The 14959-nt window shown below is 67.4% G+C and carries 15 protein-coding genes; 10 read left to right on the top strand and 5 right to left on the bottom strand.

The genetic code is table 11. From position 1 onward, the window contains the following. Positions 1-11: 11 nt before the first annotated feature. A complete protein-coding gene (locus IHE49_RS00975) occupies positions 12-845 on the bottom strand; it encodes an NAD-dependent epimerase/dehydratase family protein (RefSeq protein ID WP_192154082.1) in 834 nt (277 codons plus the stop codon). A gap of 27 nt (positions 846-872) precedes the next feature. Here IHE49_RS00975 and IHE49_RS00970 point away from each other — a divergent pair, with 27 nt between their 5' ends. From IHE49_RS00970 to IHE49_RS00950, 5 genes are all read left to right on the top strand, one after another. Continuing rightward, positions 873-1412 (top strand): shikimate kinase, encoded by a 540-nt coding sequence (locus IHE49_RS00970; RefSeq protein WP_192154080.1) that lies wholly within the window; start codon positions 873-875, stop codon positions 1410-1412. Continuing rightward, complete coding sequence (gene aroB, locus IHE49_RS00965; RefSeq protein ID WP_192154078.1) at positions 1409-2506, top strand: 3-dehydroquinate synthase; 1098 nt, start codon at positions 1409-1411, stop codon at positions 2504-2506. Before IHE49_RS00970 ends, aroB begins: the two co-directional genes overlap by 4 nt. A gap of 366 nt (positions 2507-2872) precedes the next feature. Then, positions 2873-3133: a WGR domain-containing protein gene (locus tag IHE49_RS00960; RefSeq protein ID WP_192154076.1), complete on the top strand. Its 261-nt coding sequence runs from the start codon at positions 2873-2875 to the stop codon at positions 3131-3133. A gap of 4 nt (positions 3134-3137) precedes the next feature. Further along, the gene (gene hemE, locus IHE49_RS00955; RefSeq protein WP_192154074.1) at positions 3138-4214 is read left to right on the top strand and encodes a uroporphyrinogen decarboxylase; all 1077 of its coding nucleotides are present in this window, start codon (positions 3138-3140) and stop codon (positions 4212-4214) included. A 40-nt stretch (positions 4215-4254) separates the two neighbouring features. Then, entirely contained in the window at positions 4255-4950 is a 696-nt protein-coding gene (locus tag IHE49_RS00950; RefSeq protein WP_192154072.1) for a hypothetical protein, read from the top strand. A 106-nt stretch (positions 4951-5056) separates the two neighbouring features. On the opposite strand, the gene IHE49_RS00945 is transcribed toward IHE49_RS00950, so the two are convergent. From IHE49_RS00945 to IHE49_RS00935, 3 genes are all read right to left on the bottom strand, one after another. Further along, positions 5057-5425, bottom strand: a complete 369-nt coding sequence (locus IHE49_RS00945; protein ID WP_192154070.1) for a hypothetical protein — start codon at positions 5423-5425, stop codon at positions 5057-5059. A gap of 153 nt (positions 5426-5578) precedes the next feature. Then, positions 5579-6745 carry an acyltransferase gene (locus IHE49_RS00940; protein WP_192154068.1) on the bottom strand — a complete coding sequence of 389 codons (1167 nt, stop codon included), beginning with the start codon at positions 6743-6745 and terminating at the stop codon, positions 5579-5581. Positions 6746-6815: 70 nt separating this feature from the next. Continuing rightward, entirely contained in the window at positions 6816-7712 is an 897-nt protein-coding gene (locus IHE49_RS00935; protein WP_343227516.1) for a LysR family transcriptional regulator, read from the bottom strand. Between the two features lie 108 nt (positions 7713-7820). On the opposite strand from IHE49_RS00935, the gene IHE49_RS00930 reads away from it, so the two are divergent. Then, entirely contained in the window at positions 7821-8282 is a 462-nt protein-coding gene (locus IHE49_RS00930; protein ID WP_192154066.1) for a nuclear transport factor 2 family protein, read from the top strand. Further along, a complete protein-coding gene (locus IHE49_RS00925; RefSeq protein WP_192154064.1) occupies positions 8279-9511 on the top strand; it encodes an MFS transporter in 1233 nt (410 codons plus the stop codon). Before IHE49_RS00930 ends, IHE49_RS00925 begins: the two co-directional genes overlap by 4 nt. A gap of 5 nt (positions 9512-9516) precedes the next feature. Here IHE49_RS00925 and def read toward each other — a convergent pair whose 3' ends face one another. Next, positions 9517-10053: a peptide deformylase gene (def, locus tag IHE49_RS00920; RefSeq protein ID WP_192154062.1), complete on the bottom strand. Its 537-nt coding sequence runs from the start codon at positions 10051-10053 to the stop codon at positions 9517-9519. A 298-nt stretch (positions 10054-10351) separates the two neighbouring features. Here def and IHE49_RS00915 point away from each other — a divergent pair, with 298 nt between their 5' ends. The 3 genes from IHE49_RS00915 (at position 10352) to IHE49_RS00905 (ending at position 14957) form a co-directional block, all read left to right on the top strand. Then, entirely contained in the window at positions 10352-12436 is a 2085-nt protein-coding gene (locus tag IHE49_RS00915) for a carbon starvation CstA family protein (RefSeq protein ID WP_192154060.1), read from the top strand. Between the two features lie 4 nt (positions 12437-12440). Then, positions 12441-12641 carry a YbdD/YjiX family protein gene (locus IHE49_RS00910; RefSeq protein ID WP_192154057.1) on the top strand — a complete coding sequence of 67 codons (201 nt, stop codon included), beginning with the start codon at positions 12441-12443 and terminating at the stop codon, positions 12639-12641. A 174-nt stretch (positions 12642-12815) separates the two neighbouring features. Then, positions 12816-14957, top strand: coding sequence for an EAL domain-containing protein (locus IHE49_RS00905; RefSeq protein WP_192154055.1), 2142 nt, complete (start codon positions 12816-12818; stop codon positions 14955-14957). Positions 14958-14959: the final 2 nt, after the last annotated feature.

Genomic DNA, 14959 nt, shown 5'->3' with positions numbered 1-14959 from the left:
GGTGGGAAGTCTCAAGTATCCAGCAAGGCCGCGTAGCCGTCGCGTGCATCCGGCCACCGCGGCGCCCAGCCGCTCGCCCGCAGGCGCGCATTGCCGAGCCGCTTGCTGCCCACGCCGACGGGCGCCGCACCCTCACGCGGCAGCGGCGCGTCGAGCAGTTGAGCGATGAAGTCGCACAACTCGTCCAGCAGCAGCGGCGTATCGTCCACGCCCAGGTAAAGCGGCGACGGCGCAGGCAGGCGCAGCAGATGCCCGATGGCCGCCGCCGCATCGTCGACGTGGATGCGGTTGGCCCAATGGGGTATCTCGCGCGGTACGCGCTGCGCACCGGAGCGCAGGCGCTCGACCAGCTGCATCCGGCCTGGCCCATACAGTCCCGCGAGGCGCAAAACGGTGGACGGCACGGCCTGCGCCGCCAGCCACTGCTCCGCTTCCAGCAGCAACGCGCCGTTGAAGCCCAGGGGCGCGGGCGGCGTGTCCTCGTCCACCCAATCGCCGTCGTGCTCACCGTACACCGCACTGGAGGACACCAGCAGCACCTGCTTCAGCGCATGCGTATCCAGCGCCTCCAGCAGATGGCGCAGGCCATCCACGAACAGCGCGCGATACGCCGCCTTGTCCCGCACGTCGGGGGCAGGCAGGTAGACCACGCGGTCGATGCCGGCAGGCAGGTTTCCCAAGGTGCGCGGCTCCGTGAGGTCGACGCCCAGCCAGCGCAAGCCGGGCACGTTTTCGCGCAACGGGCTGCGGCGCAACGCCCACACTTCATCGCCTCGCGCCAGCAGGCCTGCGGCGACCCGCAACCCCACATCGCCGCAACCTGCGAGCAAAATCCGTTCAGCCATCCAAACGCCTGCTGCTAAAGTGAAGGAATGAATCCGTCGCGCAACCTGTTCCTGATTGGCCCGACCGGCGCCGGCAAGACCTCGCTCGGCCGTCGCCTCGCCGCGCATTATGGCCTGCGCTTCGTCGACCTGGACCGCGAGATCGAGCGTCGTACCGGCACCCTTGTGGCCACGGTGTTCGAGATCGAAGGCGAGGCCGGCTTCCGCCAGCGCGAGAGCACGCTGCTGGCCGAGTTCGGCGCAGGCGAAGGCGTGCTGATCGCCACCGGTGCCGGCGTGGTGCTGGCCGAGCACAATCGCGCGCTGCTGACCGAGCGCGGCTATGTGTTATGGCTGCAGGCCACCATCGACCAGCAGCTGGAACGGCTGGTGCACGACACCAAGCGCCCGTTGCTGGCCGGCGCGGATCGCCGCGCGCGGCTGGAGGCGATGGTGGCGATCCGCGAACCGCTGTACCGCGCAACCGCCGACCTGGCCCTGCCGGCCATCCACGGCATCGCAGCCGTCAGCACGCAGGCCATCGCCTTGATCGACCAACACTGGCAACGTCAGACGTCCATCGCATGAACCAGAACAGCCCGACCACCCTCGACGTCACCCTCGGCGCACGCAGCTACCCGGTATGGATCGGTCGCGGCCTGCTGGCCGATACCGCGCGCTGGCGCGAACGCCTGCGCGGCCGCCACGTGCTGGTCATCAGCAACACCACGGTGGCGCCGCTTTACCTGGATCGCGTGACGCGCGGCCTCGAAGGCCTGAAGTGGTCCAGCTTCCTGATAGAGGACGGCGAGGCGCACAAGAGCTTCGCCAACGTGGAACGCGCGCTGGCTGCACTGGCCGAACTCGGTGCCACCCGCGACGCCTGCGTGATCGCCCTGGGCGGCGGCGTGGTGGGCGACCTCGCCGGCTTCAGCGCGGCATGCTGGATGCGCGGCATCGATTTCATCCAGATGCCCACCACCTTGCTGTCGATGGTGGACTCTTCCGTGGGCGGCAAGACCGGCGTGAACCTGCCTGCCGGCAAGAACCTGGTCGGCGCCTTCCACCAGCCGCGCGCGGTGGTGGCCGACATCGACACCCTGGCCACCCTGCCGGATCGCGAATACCGCGCCGGGCTGGCCGAGGTCATCAAGGGCGCGGCCATCGGCGACGAGCCGTTCTTCGCGTGGCTGGAAACGCATGCCGACGCGCTGGCCGCGCGCGACGACAACGCCGTGGTCGAAGCCATCGCCCGCAAGCTGCGCTACAAGGCCGGCGTGGTGGCGCGCGACGAAACCGAACAGGGCGAACGCGCCCTGCTCAACCTCGGCCACACCTTCGGCCACGCGCTGGAAACCGCCGGAAACTACACCATGCTGCTGCACGGCGAAGGCGTCGCCATCGGCATGCTGCTCGCCGCGCGGCTGTCCGAGCGGCTTGAGATGAGTTCGGCCGCCGACACTGCGCGCCTGCAGCGCCTGCTGGAAACCGTGGGCCTGCCCGTGGCCATCCCTCCGGGCATGGACGCCCAGCAACTCCTGGCACTGATGCGGCTGGACAAGAAGAACACCGCGGGCACGCTGCGGCTGATCCTGTGGCGCGGCATCGGCAAGGCCGAAATCGTGGCTGGCGTGGGCGAGGATGACGTGCTCGCCACGCTCCAAGCAGCGATCGCCGGTTAACGGCTCTGGGCAATCCAGACCGCGCCCGACTCCCTCACCGTTGCCCTCCGTGAGCTGGACCGCTTTCTGCCGGTCTCGCTGATCTGGCAATTCGTGCTGTTCAATCTGGGCCGCGGCACCCCGCTGCGCTGCACGCTCGGGCGCCATCCTCACGGTCCGGCCCTCGCACGCGATGCCGATCGCGGCGCTCTGACCGGCTTGGGCGTACTGCTCTGCGCGTGGACTGCCATGGCCATCCACAACAATTTCGCATCGCCAGCCCGACCGCTCCATTGACGACAATCCGTCCCCGCAGAACGCGCTCCTACAAAGCGGAGGCGCGTCCTATAAACTCTGAACTCCGGCTCACGCCCAACGCCCTGCCCCATGCGCCTCTATCTGCAAAACCTGCCCGGCAGCGCCGAGCCGCCACGCTATGTCCAGATCGTGCTGGAGCAGGACCTGCTCGGCGGCTGGACGCTGTATCGCGAGACGGGCCAGCAGGGCGGCAAGGCCACGCTCAAGCGCGAGCAGTTCCTGGAACGCGACGAGGCCATCGCCGCGTTCGAGAAAGCACGCGACGCCCAGCTCAAGCGCGGCTACCGCCTGATGTTCAGCCAGGGCCTCGACGGCCCCTATGGCCGTTGACCCGATGAATGCGGCACTGAAGAACGACCGCTTCCTGCGCGCGCTACGCCGCGAACCCGTCGACACCACGCCGATCTGGGTGATGCGCCAGGCCGGACGCTATCTGCCCGAATACCGCGCCACGCGGGAACGCGCCGGCAGTTTCATGGGCCTGGCGCAGAATCCCGAGTTCGCCTGCGAAGTGACGCTGCAGCCATTGGCGCGCTTCGACCTCGACGCCGCGATCCTTTTCTCCGACATCCTCACCATTCCCGACGCGATGGGCCTCGGCCTCAGCTTCGCGCAGGGGGAGGGGCCGCAGTTCGCGCGTACCGTGCGCACCGCTGCCGACGTCGCGCAGCTGACCGTGCCCGACATGGACGGCGAGCTGCGCTACGTGATGGACGCGGTGCGCCTGATCCGCAGGGAACTGGACGGCCGCGTGCCGCTGATCGGTTTCTCGGGCAGCCCATGGACGCTGGCCTGCTACATGGTGGAAGGCGGCGGCTCGCGCGACTTCGCCACGCTCAAGGCGATGTGCTGGGACGAGCCTGCGCTGGTCCACCGCTTGCTCGACGTGCTGGCGCGCAGCGTGGCCGCCTATCTCTCGGCGCAGGCCGCCGCCGGCGCACAGGCGCTGATGATCTTCGATACCTGGGGCGGCCTGCTCGGCCCCGCGCCGTTCCGCGAGTTCTCGCTGCGCTACATGGCGCAGATCGTCGGCGAACTGAACACCGACACGCACGCACGCGAGCTGCCGCTGATCCTGTTCTCCAAGGGCGCCGGCGCTCACCTCGCTGCGATGGCCGATACCGGTTGCGCCGCACTGGGCGTGGACTGGACAACCGATCTCGCCGCTGCGCGCCGAGCAGTGGCCGGCAAGGTCGCACTGCAGGGCAACCTCGATCCCGCGATCCTGCGCGCCGCTCCTGAGGTGATCCGCCGCGAAGCACGTACCGTGCTCGACAGTTATGGCAACCACCCCGGCCACGTGTTCAATCTGGGCCACGGCATCACGCCGGAGGTCGATCCCGAGCACGTGCGCGTACTGGTCGATGAGGTGCACACTTACGGGCGGGTGCTGCGCGGCGCGCCAGCCTGATCGTCAAGCGGGTCGCCGGCGGGTAACCATTGGAGCTTTCATGAAGACCATGGATATCGCGTTCCTGGGTTGCTGCGTGTTGGCGAGTTTTGCTGCCCTGGCGCAAACCGATCTCCCCGCCGTCAAGGTCACCGCGCCACCGTTCTCGTCGCAGCATGGCGGCTACCTGGTTTCCGGGGACTTCAAGGTCGACCCGCGCATGCCATCGGTGGTGTTCCCCGCGCAGGCTCTGGTGAAGGGCGACATCCTCAGCATCGAACCGGTGTCCCTGCAGGACGACGAATACCTGGTGTTGCAGGAGTGCGCATCGGCCGATTGCCGCGAGGCCAGCGTCGTGCGCTTCTGGACGGCCGACAACATCGGCGGAGGCGACGCGCGCTACAACCGCGTGCGGATCACGCACGAGAACAAGTATTTCATCTGGCTGAAGCGCCTCCCCGACGTATCGGGCCAGAGCTGCGGCCAGGGCTGGCTCAAGTTCAGCAGCGACACCACCCAGTGCGGCAGTCACTTCACCAGCTTCCAGCAGATCAGCCCGCCGCTGGTGCTGATTCCGAGCGGCGGCCTGGCGGCGTTCCATCAGGAAGTCCTGCAGAAGGCCATCCGGAGCGACCCGGTGCGGGTCGCCCGGCAATCGCACGAAGGCGCCACCTACGTGGTGACGTACGAAGGCGGCAGCATCGCGCGCATTCAACGCATGCATGCGACGCACGGAAGCCAGCAAGATCGACAATGACAGCTGCTCGGCCAGGCATCTGCCAGCGAACGCACATGCACGTGCCGGTGGTCGAACAGCATGCCCGCAGGCGCGGTATGCGCGTCAGTCGGACCCGCGGCTTCGATCAGCGCGTGTGCACCCAATGCACGTAGACGCCGTTGACCCGGTCTTCGTCGCGAAAGCCTTCGCGACCATCCGCCACGATGCCCCAAGTCGAACTCATCGTCCCTGAGCGGACGCGATCCACACGCACGTGCTCGCCCTTGGGGATCGCGAAACGCGTCTCCACCACCAACACGGCATCGCGCTCGTAGACCAGGGTGGCGGGCCGCCCCGTACCCGCGCCCCAGCCAACGTGCAGCTCGCACGCCGTAGGGGTGTACACGCCACGCTTGTCCAGGCTCCAGCCCTCGGTCTTGCTGAGCAGAGACTGGAGATCCGGATTGTTCCAATCCACGACGTTGCCGGATGGCGGTTTGCTTGAATGGCTCATGCCGGAGGGAATTCCTGGCCTGACATTGGCACCGCAAAATATTTCGTGGATGCACGCCGCACACGACTATGCGGACGGTTTCGAAAGTACCGACTCAAGAGTTAAATTCGCGCGAGGCCATTCATACGAGCTTGCCGGCTTTGGCGGCCCCGATCAGCGAACTGCGTCGCAATGGGTGGCGCCCGACAGGCGCATCCGCAACCGGCGCTCGCATGGCACGGAAAACCAGCGCTCCACCGCCGCGCCCAGCACCCAGCACGACACCAGCGCCGGCAGGTACCACAGCCAGCCGCGTGCCGGATGGCCATCCAAGGCGTGATACGCGCGTATCACGGCGAACACCACGAACATGTGGGTGAGGTAGATCTCGTAGCTCATCCGCCCCCAGGAGCGCAGCCAGCCGAAACCGCGCAACGGCGACACACCACCCGCTTCGGCACGCCACTGGCAGCACAGCAGCAGGCATAGGGTAGAAAACGTGAGCAGGAGCATGTAGCCGTCGCGCAGCCAGTGCCACATCGCCCAGCCATCGAGAATCACCGCCACCAGGCCCAAGGCACCCAGCCAGCCAAGCAGCAAGGCGGTGCGCCGCGGCGGACGGCAGGCGTCGGCCAGCAGCGCGCCGAGCACGCCGGTGGCAATCGCCGCCATGCCCGGCAGGTAGGCTTTTTCCAGCCAGATCTCGTTGCCGTGCAACGCTGCGCGCGCCCACGGCAGCGACAGCGCGAGCAACACCAGCAGGGGCACCAGCAATACGCGCCGCCGCAACAGCAAGCAGGCCAGCGGAAAGCCAAGGTAGAACGCCTCCTCGATCGAGAGCGACCACAACACGTCCCACGAACCGGGCAGGTAGCCGGTATGCCCTTCGTACCAGTTGAGATGCAGGCCCAGCGCCGACAGCAACGCGCCCGGCAACGACTGGCCGGCGCGATGGATCACGTAGTCCTGCACGCCGAGCAGGTGCAGCACGCTCAGCACGGCGAGCAATGCAAGCAGACAGGGCACGATGCGCGCGAAACGCCGCGCATAGAACGCTCGCGGGTCGATGGCCGCGAGGCTGCCCCAGCGGCGCAACGCGTTGCCCGCGATCAGGAAGCCCGAGATCACGAAGAATACGTACACGGCCTCGTAGCCGTTCCAGTTCAATCGGTTCAGCAGCCATGTCGGCAGCACATCGGCCAACGCGCTCTTCTCCAGCGGAATGCGTATGCCGAGGTGGTTGAACACCACCAGCACGATGGCCAGTCCGCGCAACAGGTCGATGCCGGGATTGCGGGATACCGCACCCTTCGTTGCCGTGGAACGAACCGTATCGCGCATGCACCCTGCCCCGTCGTGTCGAACCGCGATGGTGGCGGCACGGAGGATGGCGGGCAAGCCACCCTCTGCGTCAGCCCGGCGGTTCTGCGGTCCAGCGCGCGGCGGCGAAATCGATGAAGGCGCGCGTACGCGCAGGCAATTGCTTGCCGGGCGGCCAGACGATGTGCAGCGGCAATCCAGGCGCCTGCCAGTCGTCGAGTACGGTTTCCAGCCGCCCCAGGTCGAGCAGCGGGCGCACCTGCCACGCCGCCGCCATCGCGATGCCAAGGCCTGCCACCGCCGCCGCGTTGCAGGCAGCGGCATTGTTCGCACTGAAGCGGCCATGCACTTCCACCGATTCGCGGCGATTGCCGCGGCGATATTCCCAGCGCTGCTTCGTGCCGTTGCCCTGGCGCGCGATGCAGTCGTGCCCTCCCAGCTCGGAAGGCTTGCGTGGGCGGCCATGCTGTGCAAAGTAGCCGGGAGCTCCGACAGTAAGCATGCGCATCGTGCCGAGCTGGCGCGCATGCAACCGGCTGGATGCCAGCTCGCCCAACCGCACGGTGGCGTCCAGCTTTTCGCGCTGCAGGTCGACGTGCTGGTCGGTGACCACCAGCTCCACGATCACGTCGGGATAGCGCTCCATGAAGGCTGCCACCAGCGGCACGAGATAGGGCGCGCTGAACTGGGTGGAACCGCCGATGCGCAGGGTGCCGTCGATGCGCGCACCATGCTCGGCGAGTGCCGAGCGGGCCAGGTCGATGTCGGCCAGCGCCGTCCTGATCCGCGCATGGAAAGCCAGTCCCGCCGCGGTGGGCTGCACCCGGCGTGTGGTGCGCTGGATCAGCTCCACCCCGAGCTCGCGCTCCAGTACCTGCAGCGAACGGCTCACCGCCTGCAGCGAACGGCGCAGGTGTCGCGCCGCAGCGGTGAGATTGCCCTGCTCCACGATGGCGACAAAGACGCGGTAGTCATCCAGGTTGGCCACGGCATTATCTCGATTTGATGGATAGTCAATCCATCCTAACGCTGATTCTCTCCGACTGCCTTTCGCCGAAGAATGGCTCCAACGCCATTCCCACCCGAGGAGACACCCATGTCCACCCTGCTTCCCGCCGCCATCGACGGCAACGAAACCGACCTCGACTCCGCTTCGCCGCTGGCCGCGCTGAGCGCCTTCTATCGCGCCTTCAACAACCGCGACATCGAAGCGATGGCGCGCAACTGGCATGACGAGGCCGACGCGTCGATGAGCAACCCACTGGGCGGCATCGCGCGTGGCTGGACGGCGATCCGCGCGGTGTATCAGCGCATCTTCGAAGGCCGGGCACGGGTGCACGTGGCGTTCCACGACTACACGCTGCACGTGGCTGGCGACATGTTCTACGCCGTCGGCCGCGAGCGCGGCACGCTGGTGCGCGATGGTCTGCGGCTGGAACCGGCGATCCGCACCAGCCGGCTGTTCCGCCGCATCGATGGCGCCTGGCGGCAGGTGCACCACCACGGCTCCTTCGACGACGCTGCCCTGCTCTCCGCTTATCAAGAGGCCGTGCGATGAACACGGCAGGGACCGTCTCCGCACCGGCTGCGCAAGCCCCGGTGCTGTTGTTTGCGCTGGCCACCGGTGTGATCGTGCAGAGTCTGTATGTGGCCCAGCCGCTGGTGGGCGTGATCGCCCACTCGCTGGGCCTGCCGCCCGCGGTGGTGAGCCTGGTCGCCACGCTGGCCCTGCTCGGTTACGCGCTCGGCCTGTTCCTGCTGGTACCGCTGTGCGACCTGGTGGAGAACCGTCGACTGGTACTGGCGACGCTCGCGATCAACGCACTCACCCTGCTGGTTGCCGCGCTGCCGGTGTCGGCACCGGTCTTCCTCGCCACCAGCCTGCTGGCGGGTTTCAGCGCCACGGTGATCCAGATGCTGATCCCGCTGGCCGCCGCGATGACGGCAGAGGCGCAGCGTGGCCGCGTGATCGGCAACATCACCAGCGGCATGATGCTGGGCATCATGTTGTCGCGCCCGCTGGCCAGCGTGATCGCCGGCTACCTGGGCTGGCGCGCCAGCTACGCCGTGCTGGCGATAGCCATCGTGGTATTGCTCTTCGCGCTGGCGCGCTCGATGCCCCGCCTGCCGCCGCGGCAACGCATGGCGTATCCGGCCCTGCTCTCTTCGTTGGCCGCGCTGTGGCGCGCGGAACCGCTGCTGCGCGAACGCGCGCTGTCGGTGGCACTGTGCTTCGGCGCGTTCAGCGCCTTCTGGGGAATGGTGGCGCTACGCCTGACGGCAACGCCGTTCGGACTGCATGCGAACGGCATTGCGCTGTTCGCGCTCGCCGGGGTAAGCGGTGCGATCAGCGCGCCACTGGCCGGACGACTGGGCGACGCCGGCAAGGCGCGCATTGCCACACTGGCGGCGCACACCTGTGTAGTGCTGGCAACGCTGCTGGCTTGGCTGGGTGGAAACGCAGGGTTGTTTGCATCACCGACGTCTGCACTGGCGACGCTGGTGTTCGCGGCGATCCTGCTCGATGCCGGCACTATCGGCGACCTCACCCTGGGACGGCGCGAGATCAATCTGTTGCGGCCGGAAGCACGCGGACGCATCAACGGCCTGTATACCGGCGTGTTCTTCGTCGGTGGTGCGGTCGGCTCGGCACTGGCCGGATTCGCCTGGGCTCGCGCGGGTTGGGACGGCACCTGTCTGGCAGCCTTGGGTTTTGGGCTGGCGGCGCTGATCAGCGGTCTGCGTCGCCGCGTTCCCTCGCCACGGATTGCTGTCTGCGCACCCTGAGCCAGCTATTCGTCCGCCACGCCCATACCCGGAAACAGTACGTCGGTGTAGCCGAACTTGCTGAAGTCGGTGATGCGCGAGGGATACAGGCGGCCGATCAAATGGTCGCACTCGTGCTGCACCACACGGGCATGAAAGCCTTCGGCATCGCGATCAATGGGTGCGCCATGCGGGTCGCTGCCCTGGTAGCGGATCAGGCTGTAGCGATTTACCGCGCCGCGCAGGCCGGGCACGGAGAGGCAACCTTCCCAGCCCTCCTCCATGTCCTGCGACAGCGGGGTGATGACGGGGTTGAGCAGGATGGTCTGCGGCACGGCAGGTGCATCGGGGTAGCGCTCCGATCGCTCGAAGCCGAAGATCACCAGTTGCAGGTCCACGCCGATCTGCGGCGCGGCCAAGCCCACGCCGCCGGCATCGTGCATGGTGTCGAACATGTCGTCGATCAGATTCTGCAGCTCGGTGCTGCCGATCATTTCGTCGGGCACCGGCGGCGCCACGCGCAGCAGGCGCGGGTCGCCCATCTTCAGGATTTCGCGGATCATGCGGGCCTCGTCGGAAGCGGTACCGGCCCGAAGCCACAGGCCGGCGAGCGTTCCGACTTATAGCAGCAACATCGATACACGCCGGTGAAACCGGTGGAGGCGGCCTTGCGCCATACCGTCCGCCCCGCAATAACCTCTGCAAGGCGGACAACTGGCCAAGGCATTGGCGGCCGCCATGCACATACCGCAGCCCGCTTGCCGGTGGCGCCACCGGCATTCGACCAAAGGCTACACCTTGCGGCATTGACCCCTGCCACGCCCGGCGAGACTCTTGCAGGGACTTTCCGGGAGAGACCCCATGCACAGCGCGACCGTCAAACCCAGCCCGGCGGCGAAGATCCTGTGGGTCGCCATCGCCATCGTGGGCGCCTGGTGCCTCGGCGTGGTGGCCTTGCGTCGCGGTGAATCGATCAATGCGATCTGGCTCGTGGCCGCGTCGCTGTGCGTGTTCCTGATCGGCTACCGCTTCTACGCCAAGTTCATCGAGCACAGCGTGCTGCGCCTGGATCCCACCCGGGCGCCGCCTTCGGTGCTGCGCAACGACGGTCTGGATTATGTGCCCACCGACAAGTGGGTGGTGTTCGGCCACCACTTCGCCGCCATCGCAGGCGCCGGTCCGCTGGTGGGGCCGGTGCTGGCGGCGCAGATGGGCTACCTGCCCGGCACGATGTGGATCCTGTTCGGCGTGGTGTTCGCCGGAGCGGTGCAGGACTTCATGATCCTCGGTCTCTCGCTGCGCCGCGACGGCCGCTCGCTGGGGCACATGCTGCGCGAGGAGCTGGGGCCGTTGCCCGGCATCGTCGCGATGGTGGGCGTGCTGGTGCTGATGATGATCGTGCTGGCGGTGCTGGCGCTGGTGGTGGTGAAGGCGCTCACGCACAGTCCGTGGGGCACCTTCACGGTGGCGGCGACGATCCCGATCGCACTGCTGATGGGCGGCTACCTGCGCTGGCTGCGGCCGGGACGCATCCTCGAGGTGTCGATCATCGGCCTCGCGCTATTGCTGCTGTCGATCTGGGCCGGCCGCTTCGTGGCCGAGTCGGCCACGCTGGCACCGGTCTTCGACCTCGACGCCAAGGCGCTGGCGTGGTGGCTGATCGGCTACGGTTTCTGCGCCTCGGTGCTGCCGGTGTGGCTGCTGCTGGCGCCGCGCGACTACCTCAGCACCTTCCTCAAGATCGGCACCATCGCCCTGCTGGCGCTGGCGATCTTCCTCGCCGCGCCGATGCTGCAGATGCCGGCGGTGACGAAGTTCATCGACGGCACCGGCCCGGTGTTCCAGGGCAACCTGTTCCCGTTCCTGTTCATCACCATCGCCTGCGGCGCGGTGTCGGGCTGGCATTCGATCATCGCTTCGGGCACCACGCCCAAGCTGCTGGCGAACGAAGGCCAGGCGCGCCTGGTCGGTTATGGCGGCATGCTGTGCGAGGCCTTCGTGGCCATCATGGCGCTGGTGGCGGCAGTGTCGTTGCACCCGGGCGTGTATTTCGCGATGAATGCGCCGGGCGCGCTCATCGGCACAACAGCGGAACACGCGGCACAGGTGATCAGCCAGTGGGGCTTCGTGGTGACTCCGGATGCGCTGGTGCAGACCGCGAAGGACGTCGGCGAACAGAGCATCCTCAGCCGCGCCGGCGGCGCACCCACGCTCGCGGTGGGCATGGCGCAGCTGCTGCACAACATCCTGCCGGGCGAAGGCATGATGGCGTTCTGGTACCACTACGCCATCCTGTTCGAGGCGCTGTTCATCCTCACCACGGTGGATGCCGGCACCCGCGTGGGCCGCTTCATGATCCAGGAGATCGCCGGCCTCATCCACAAGCCCCTGCAGGAGTCCGAATCGTGGTCTGGCAACCTGCTCGCCACCGCGATCTGCGTGGGACTGTGGGGCTACTTCCTCTACCAGGGTGCGGTCGATCCGTTGGGCGGCATCAATACGCTGTGGCCGCTGTTCGGCATCGCCAACCAGATGCTCGCCGCCATTGCGCTGATGCTGGCCACGGTGGTGGTGGTGAAGCTGAAGCGCGAACGCTACGTATGGGTGCCCGGCGTCCCGGCGATCTGGCTGATCACCTGCACACTGGCGGCCGGCTACGAGAAGCTGGTCGGGCCGATCAGCTTCACCGCGGCCGCCGACAAGTACGCCGCCGCGCTGGCGCAAGGGCAGATGCTGGCGCCGGCCAAGACCGCGGCGGCCATGCAGCAGATCATCACCAACAATCGCGTCGACATGGCGATGACTGCGATCTTCATGGCACTGGTCGTGGTGATGACGCTGTTCTGTCTGCGCGCCCTGTTGCAGGCCTGGCACACCAACCACCCCACGGCCCATGAGGAACCGTACGTGGCTCTGACAGGGGCGAGCCTGGCCGCGCATCATTGACGCCATGAACCTCCAGGCGCGACTGCAATCCGTACGCAAGTGGGCGGTGCAAACCGCCCGCCTCTGCTGCGGCATACCCGACTACGACGCCTACGTGCGACACCTGCGCGAGCATCATCCCGAGCGCAGGGTGCCCAGCTACGCCGAATTCTTCCGCGAGCGGCAGGAAGCTCGCTACAAGGGCGGTGGCGGACGCTGCTGCTGAGAATCCGTTCACGATCTCCGGGCATTCCGCACGGTGAGCTCATGAGCAGCGCTTATAAGCCGCCGACAGGCCCTAGAATGTCAGGCTTTCGTGGCCCCGCCGCAGCAATCAGGCGGGGCCGCGCGTTTCCCGACGGACGCCGGCGGCGGTTGCGCCGGCTTCCAGGTGCAATGCATGCCTGTAGCGACGAACTTCACCAACTTCGGTTACTTCGCCACCGCGCTGATCGCCACGGCCGCGGTAGCGGTGGCTGCGGGCATCCAGTTTCTGCTGGTCGGCTGGCGCCGCGGGAGCGACCGCACGTCCCTGGCCTTCGCCGTGCTGTGCCTGTGCGTCGCGGTGATCGCGCTCGGCCGCGTAGGCATCTACTCCGCACAGACGCTGCCCCAGGCCATGCGCGCCCTGCGCGTGCTGGCCGGCACCGTCCTGCTCGCGCTGCCGACGCTGATGTTCTTCGTCGCAGGCTACACGAACCGGCCCATGTCGCAGCGTCTGGTCATGGTTGTGCTGCTGCTGACGCTGGCCATGTCCGTGCTCAACCTGCTCGAACCGGGCACCGTACTGTACGCCTCGGTACGGACGCGCATGCCAATACAACTGCCCTGGGGCGAAACGCTCTACGCCATCGATGGCGCGCACTCGGCATCCGGGCAGGTGTTCTACTGGCTCTGTTATGCGGCCTTCGCGTGGGCGTTCTACCGCGCATCCCGCCAATGCGTGATGGATGGTCAGCGTCTGCGCGGCGGCATGCTGCTGGCCTGCCTGCTGGTGCAGTTCCTCGCCCTGTTGTGGAGCAGCGTCGTGATCGACGCGATGGGGCGCCCCTACCCCGCCACCGATGCCTTCGCCTTCCTCTCCTTCGTGCTATTGATGGGCCTGTCGCTGGTCGGTCAGATGCGCATGCATACGGCACAACTCGAACGCACGGCCACGCAATTGCGTGCAGAAGCGGCAACGCGCCACCAGGCCGAACAAAGCCTGCGCCACGCCGCCTGGTACGACGCGTTGACCGGCCTGCCCAACCGCCTGCATGCGCAGGACAGGCTATGCGGCCTGCTCGACGATGCCACGCGCAACGGTCTGCACGGCAGCGTGCTGCTGGTCGACCTCGATCATTTCAAGACCATCAACGAATCGCTGGGTCACCGCTTCGGCGACCTGCTGCTGCAGGCCGTCGCCGAACGCCTGCCCGATGCGGTGCCTGATGCCATCACCGTGGCGCGGCTCGGTGGTGACGAATTCCTGGTGCTGCTGAGCCCTTCCTCGGCCGACGCCGCCACCGCCGCGCGACGCGGCATGGCCATGGCCACGCACGTGCTCGCCCACCTGGCCAAGCCGCTGGTGATCGAGCGCCGCCCGCTGGCCATCGGCGCCAGCATCGGCGTGGCGACCTTTCCCGACGCCGGCGTCAGTGCCGCCGACATCGTCCGACGCGCCGACATCGCCCTGCATCGCACCAAGACCTCCGGGCGCCATGCGGCGCGGCTGTTCGAACCGCAGATGCAGGCCGAGGCGGATGCCCGGCTGGAATTGGAACGTGGCCTGCGCCTTGCCCTGCAGCGCGACGAACTGACTTTGTACTTCCAGCCGCAGGTGGATGCCGAGGGCCGGCTTGCCGGTGCCGAAGCCCTGCTGCGCTGGCGCAATCCGACGCTCGGCATGCTACTGCCCGGCGGCTTCATCCACATTGCCGAGGAAACCGGGCTGATCCACGCCCTGGGCCAGTGGGTGGTCGATGCCGCTTGCAGCCAGTTGCGGGAGTGGTACCGACTGGGCCTCGCCGACGGCATCCATCTCTCGATTAACGTCAGCCCCTGGCAAATCGCCCAGCCGCAGTTCGCGGACGACCTCGCCGCGCGCGTCCTGGCCGCGGGCATCGAACCCTCCGCGCTGACCCTTGAGTTGACCGAGAGCGCCCTGCTGGGTGATTTCGATGCGGCCCGGCAGACGCTGCAACAGCTGTCCGATGCAGGTTTCCGGTTGTCGCTGGACGACTTCGGTACCGGCTACTCGTCGCTCGCCAGCCTGCAGCAGTTACCGCTGGACGAGTTGAAGATCGACCGCTCCTTCGTCGTCGCGCTGCAGCCCGACAGCACCAACCCGCTGGCCGGCTTCATCGTCGACATCGGCAAGCGGCTGGGCATGATCACTGTGGCCGAGGGCGTGGAAACCGACGAGCAACGGACCATGCTGGCCGCGCTGGGCTGCAACCTCATGCAGGGCCATTTCATCGGGATGCCCATGCCCGCGGAAGAATTCCAGCACTGGCTGGCTGCATGCCACGCCACCAACGCCGCGCCCTTGAGCGCGCCCTGAAC

This window comes from Rhodanobacter sp. 7MK24 (assembly GCF_014842995.1).
In the GTDB taxonomy this organism is placed as follows: Bacteria; Pseudomonadota; Gammaproteobacteria; order Xanthomonadales; family Rhodanobacteraceae; genus Rhodanobacter_A.
The sequence above is the reverse complement of the archived record's forward strand: the minus strand, read 5'-3'. Positions and strand labels throughout refer to the sequence as shown.

Bases quoted from the DNA above. Each gene is read 5' to 3' on its own strand.
- IHE49_RS00975 (WP_192154082.1), bottom strand. From the start codon at position 845: ATGGCTGAACGGATTTTGCTCGCAGGTTGCGGCGATGTGGGGTTGCGG.
- IHE49_RS00970 (WP_192154080.1), top strand. From the start codon at position 873: ATGAATCCGTCGCGCAACCTGTTCCTGATTGGCCCGACCGGCGCCGGC.
- aroB (WP_192154078.1), top strand. From the start codon at position 1,409: ATGAACCAGAACAGCCCGACCACCCTCGACGTCACCCTCGGCGCACGC.
- IHE49_RS00960 (WP_192154076.1), top strand. From the start codon at position 2,873: ATGCGCCTCTATCTGCAAAACCTGCCCGGCAGCGCCGAGCCGCCACGC.
- hemE (WP_192154074.1), top strand. From the start codon at position 3,138: ATGAATGCGGCACTGAAGAACGACCGCTTCCTGCGCGCGCTACGCCGC.
- IHE49_RS00950 (WP_192154072.1), top strand. From the start codon at position 4,255: ATGAAGACCATGGATATCGCGTTCCTGGGTTGCTGCGTGTTGGCGAGT.
- IHE49_RS00945 (WP_192154070.1), bottom strand. From the start codon at position 5,425: ATGAGCCATTCAAGCAAACCGCCATCCGGCAACGTCGTGGATTGGAAC.
- IHE49_RS00940 (WP_192154068.1), bottom strand. From the start codon at position 6,745: ATGCGCGATACGGTTCGTTCCACGGCAACGAAGGGTGCGGTATCCCGC.
- IHE49_RS00930 (WP_192154066.1), top strand. From the start codon at position 7,821: ATGTCCACCCTGCTTCCCGCCGCCATCGACGGCAACGAAACCGACCTC.
- IHE49_RS00925 (WP_192154064.1), top strand. From the start codon at position 8,279: ATGAACACGGCAGGGACCGTCTCCGCACCGGCTGCGCAAGCCCCGGTG.
- def (WP_192154062.1), bottom strand. From the start codon at position 10,053: ATGATCCGCGAAATCCTGAAGATGGGCGACCCGCGCCTGCTGCGCGTG.
- IHE49_RS00915 (WP_192154060.1), top strand. From the start codon at position 10,352: ATGCACAGCGCGACCGTCAAACCCAGCCCGGCGGCGAAGATCCTGTGG.
- IHE49_RS00910 (WP_192154057.1), top strand. From the start codon at position 12,441: ATGAACCTCCAGGCGCGACTGCAATCCGTACGCAAGTGGGCGGTGCAA.
- IHE49_RS00905 (WP_192154055.1), top strand. From the start codon at position 12,816: ATGCCTGTAGCGACGAACTTCACCAACTTCGGTTACTTCGCCACCGCG.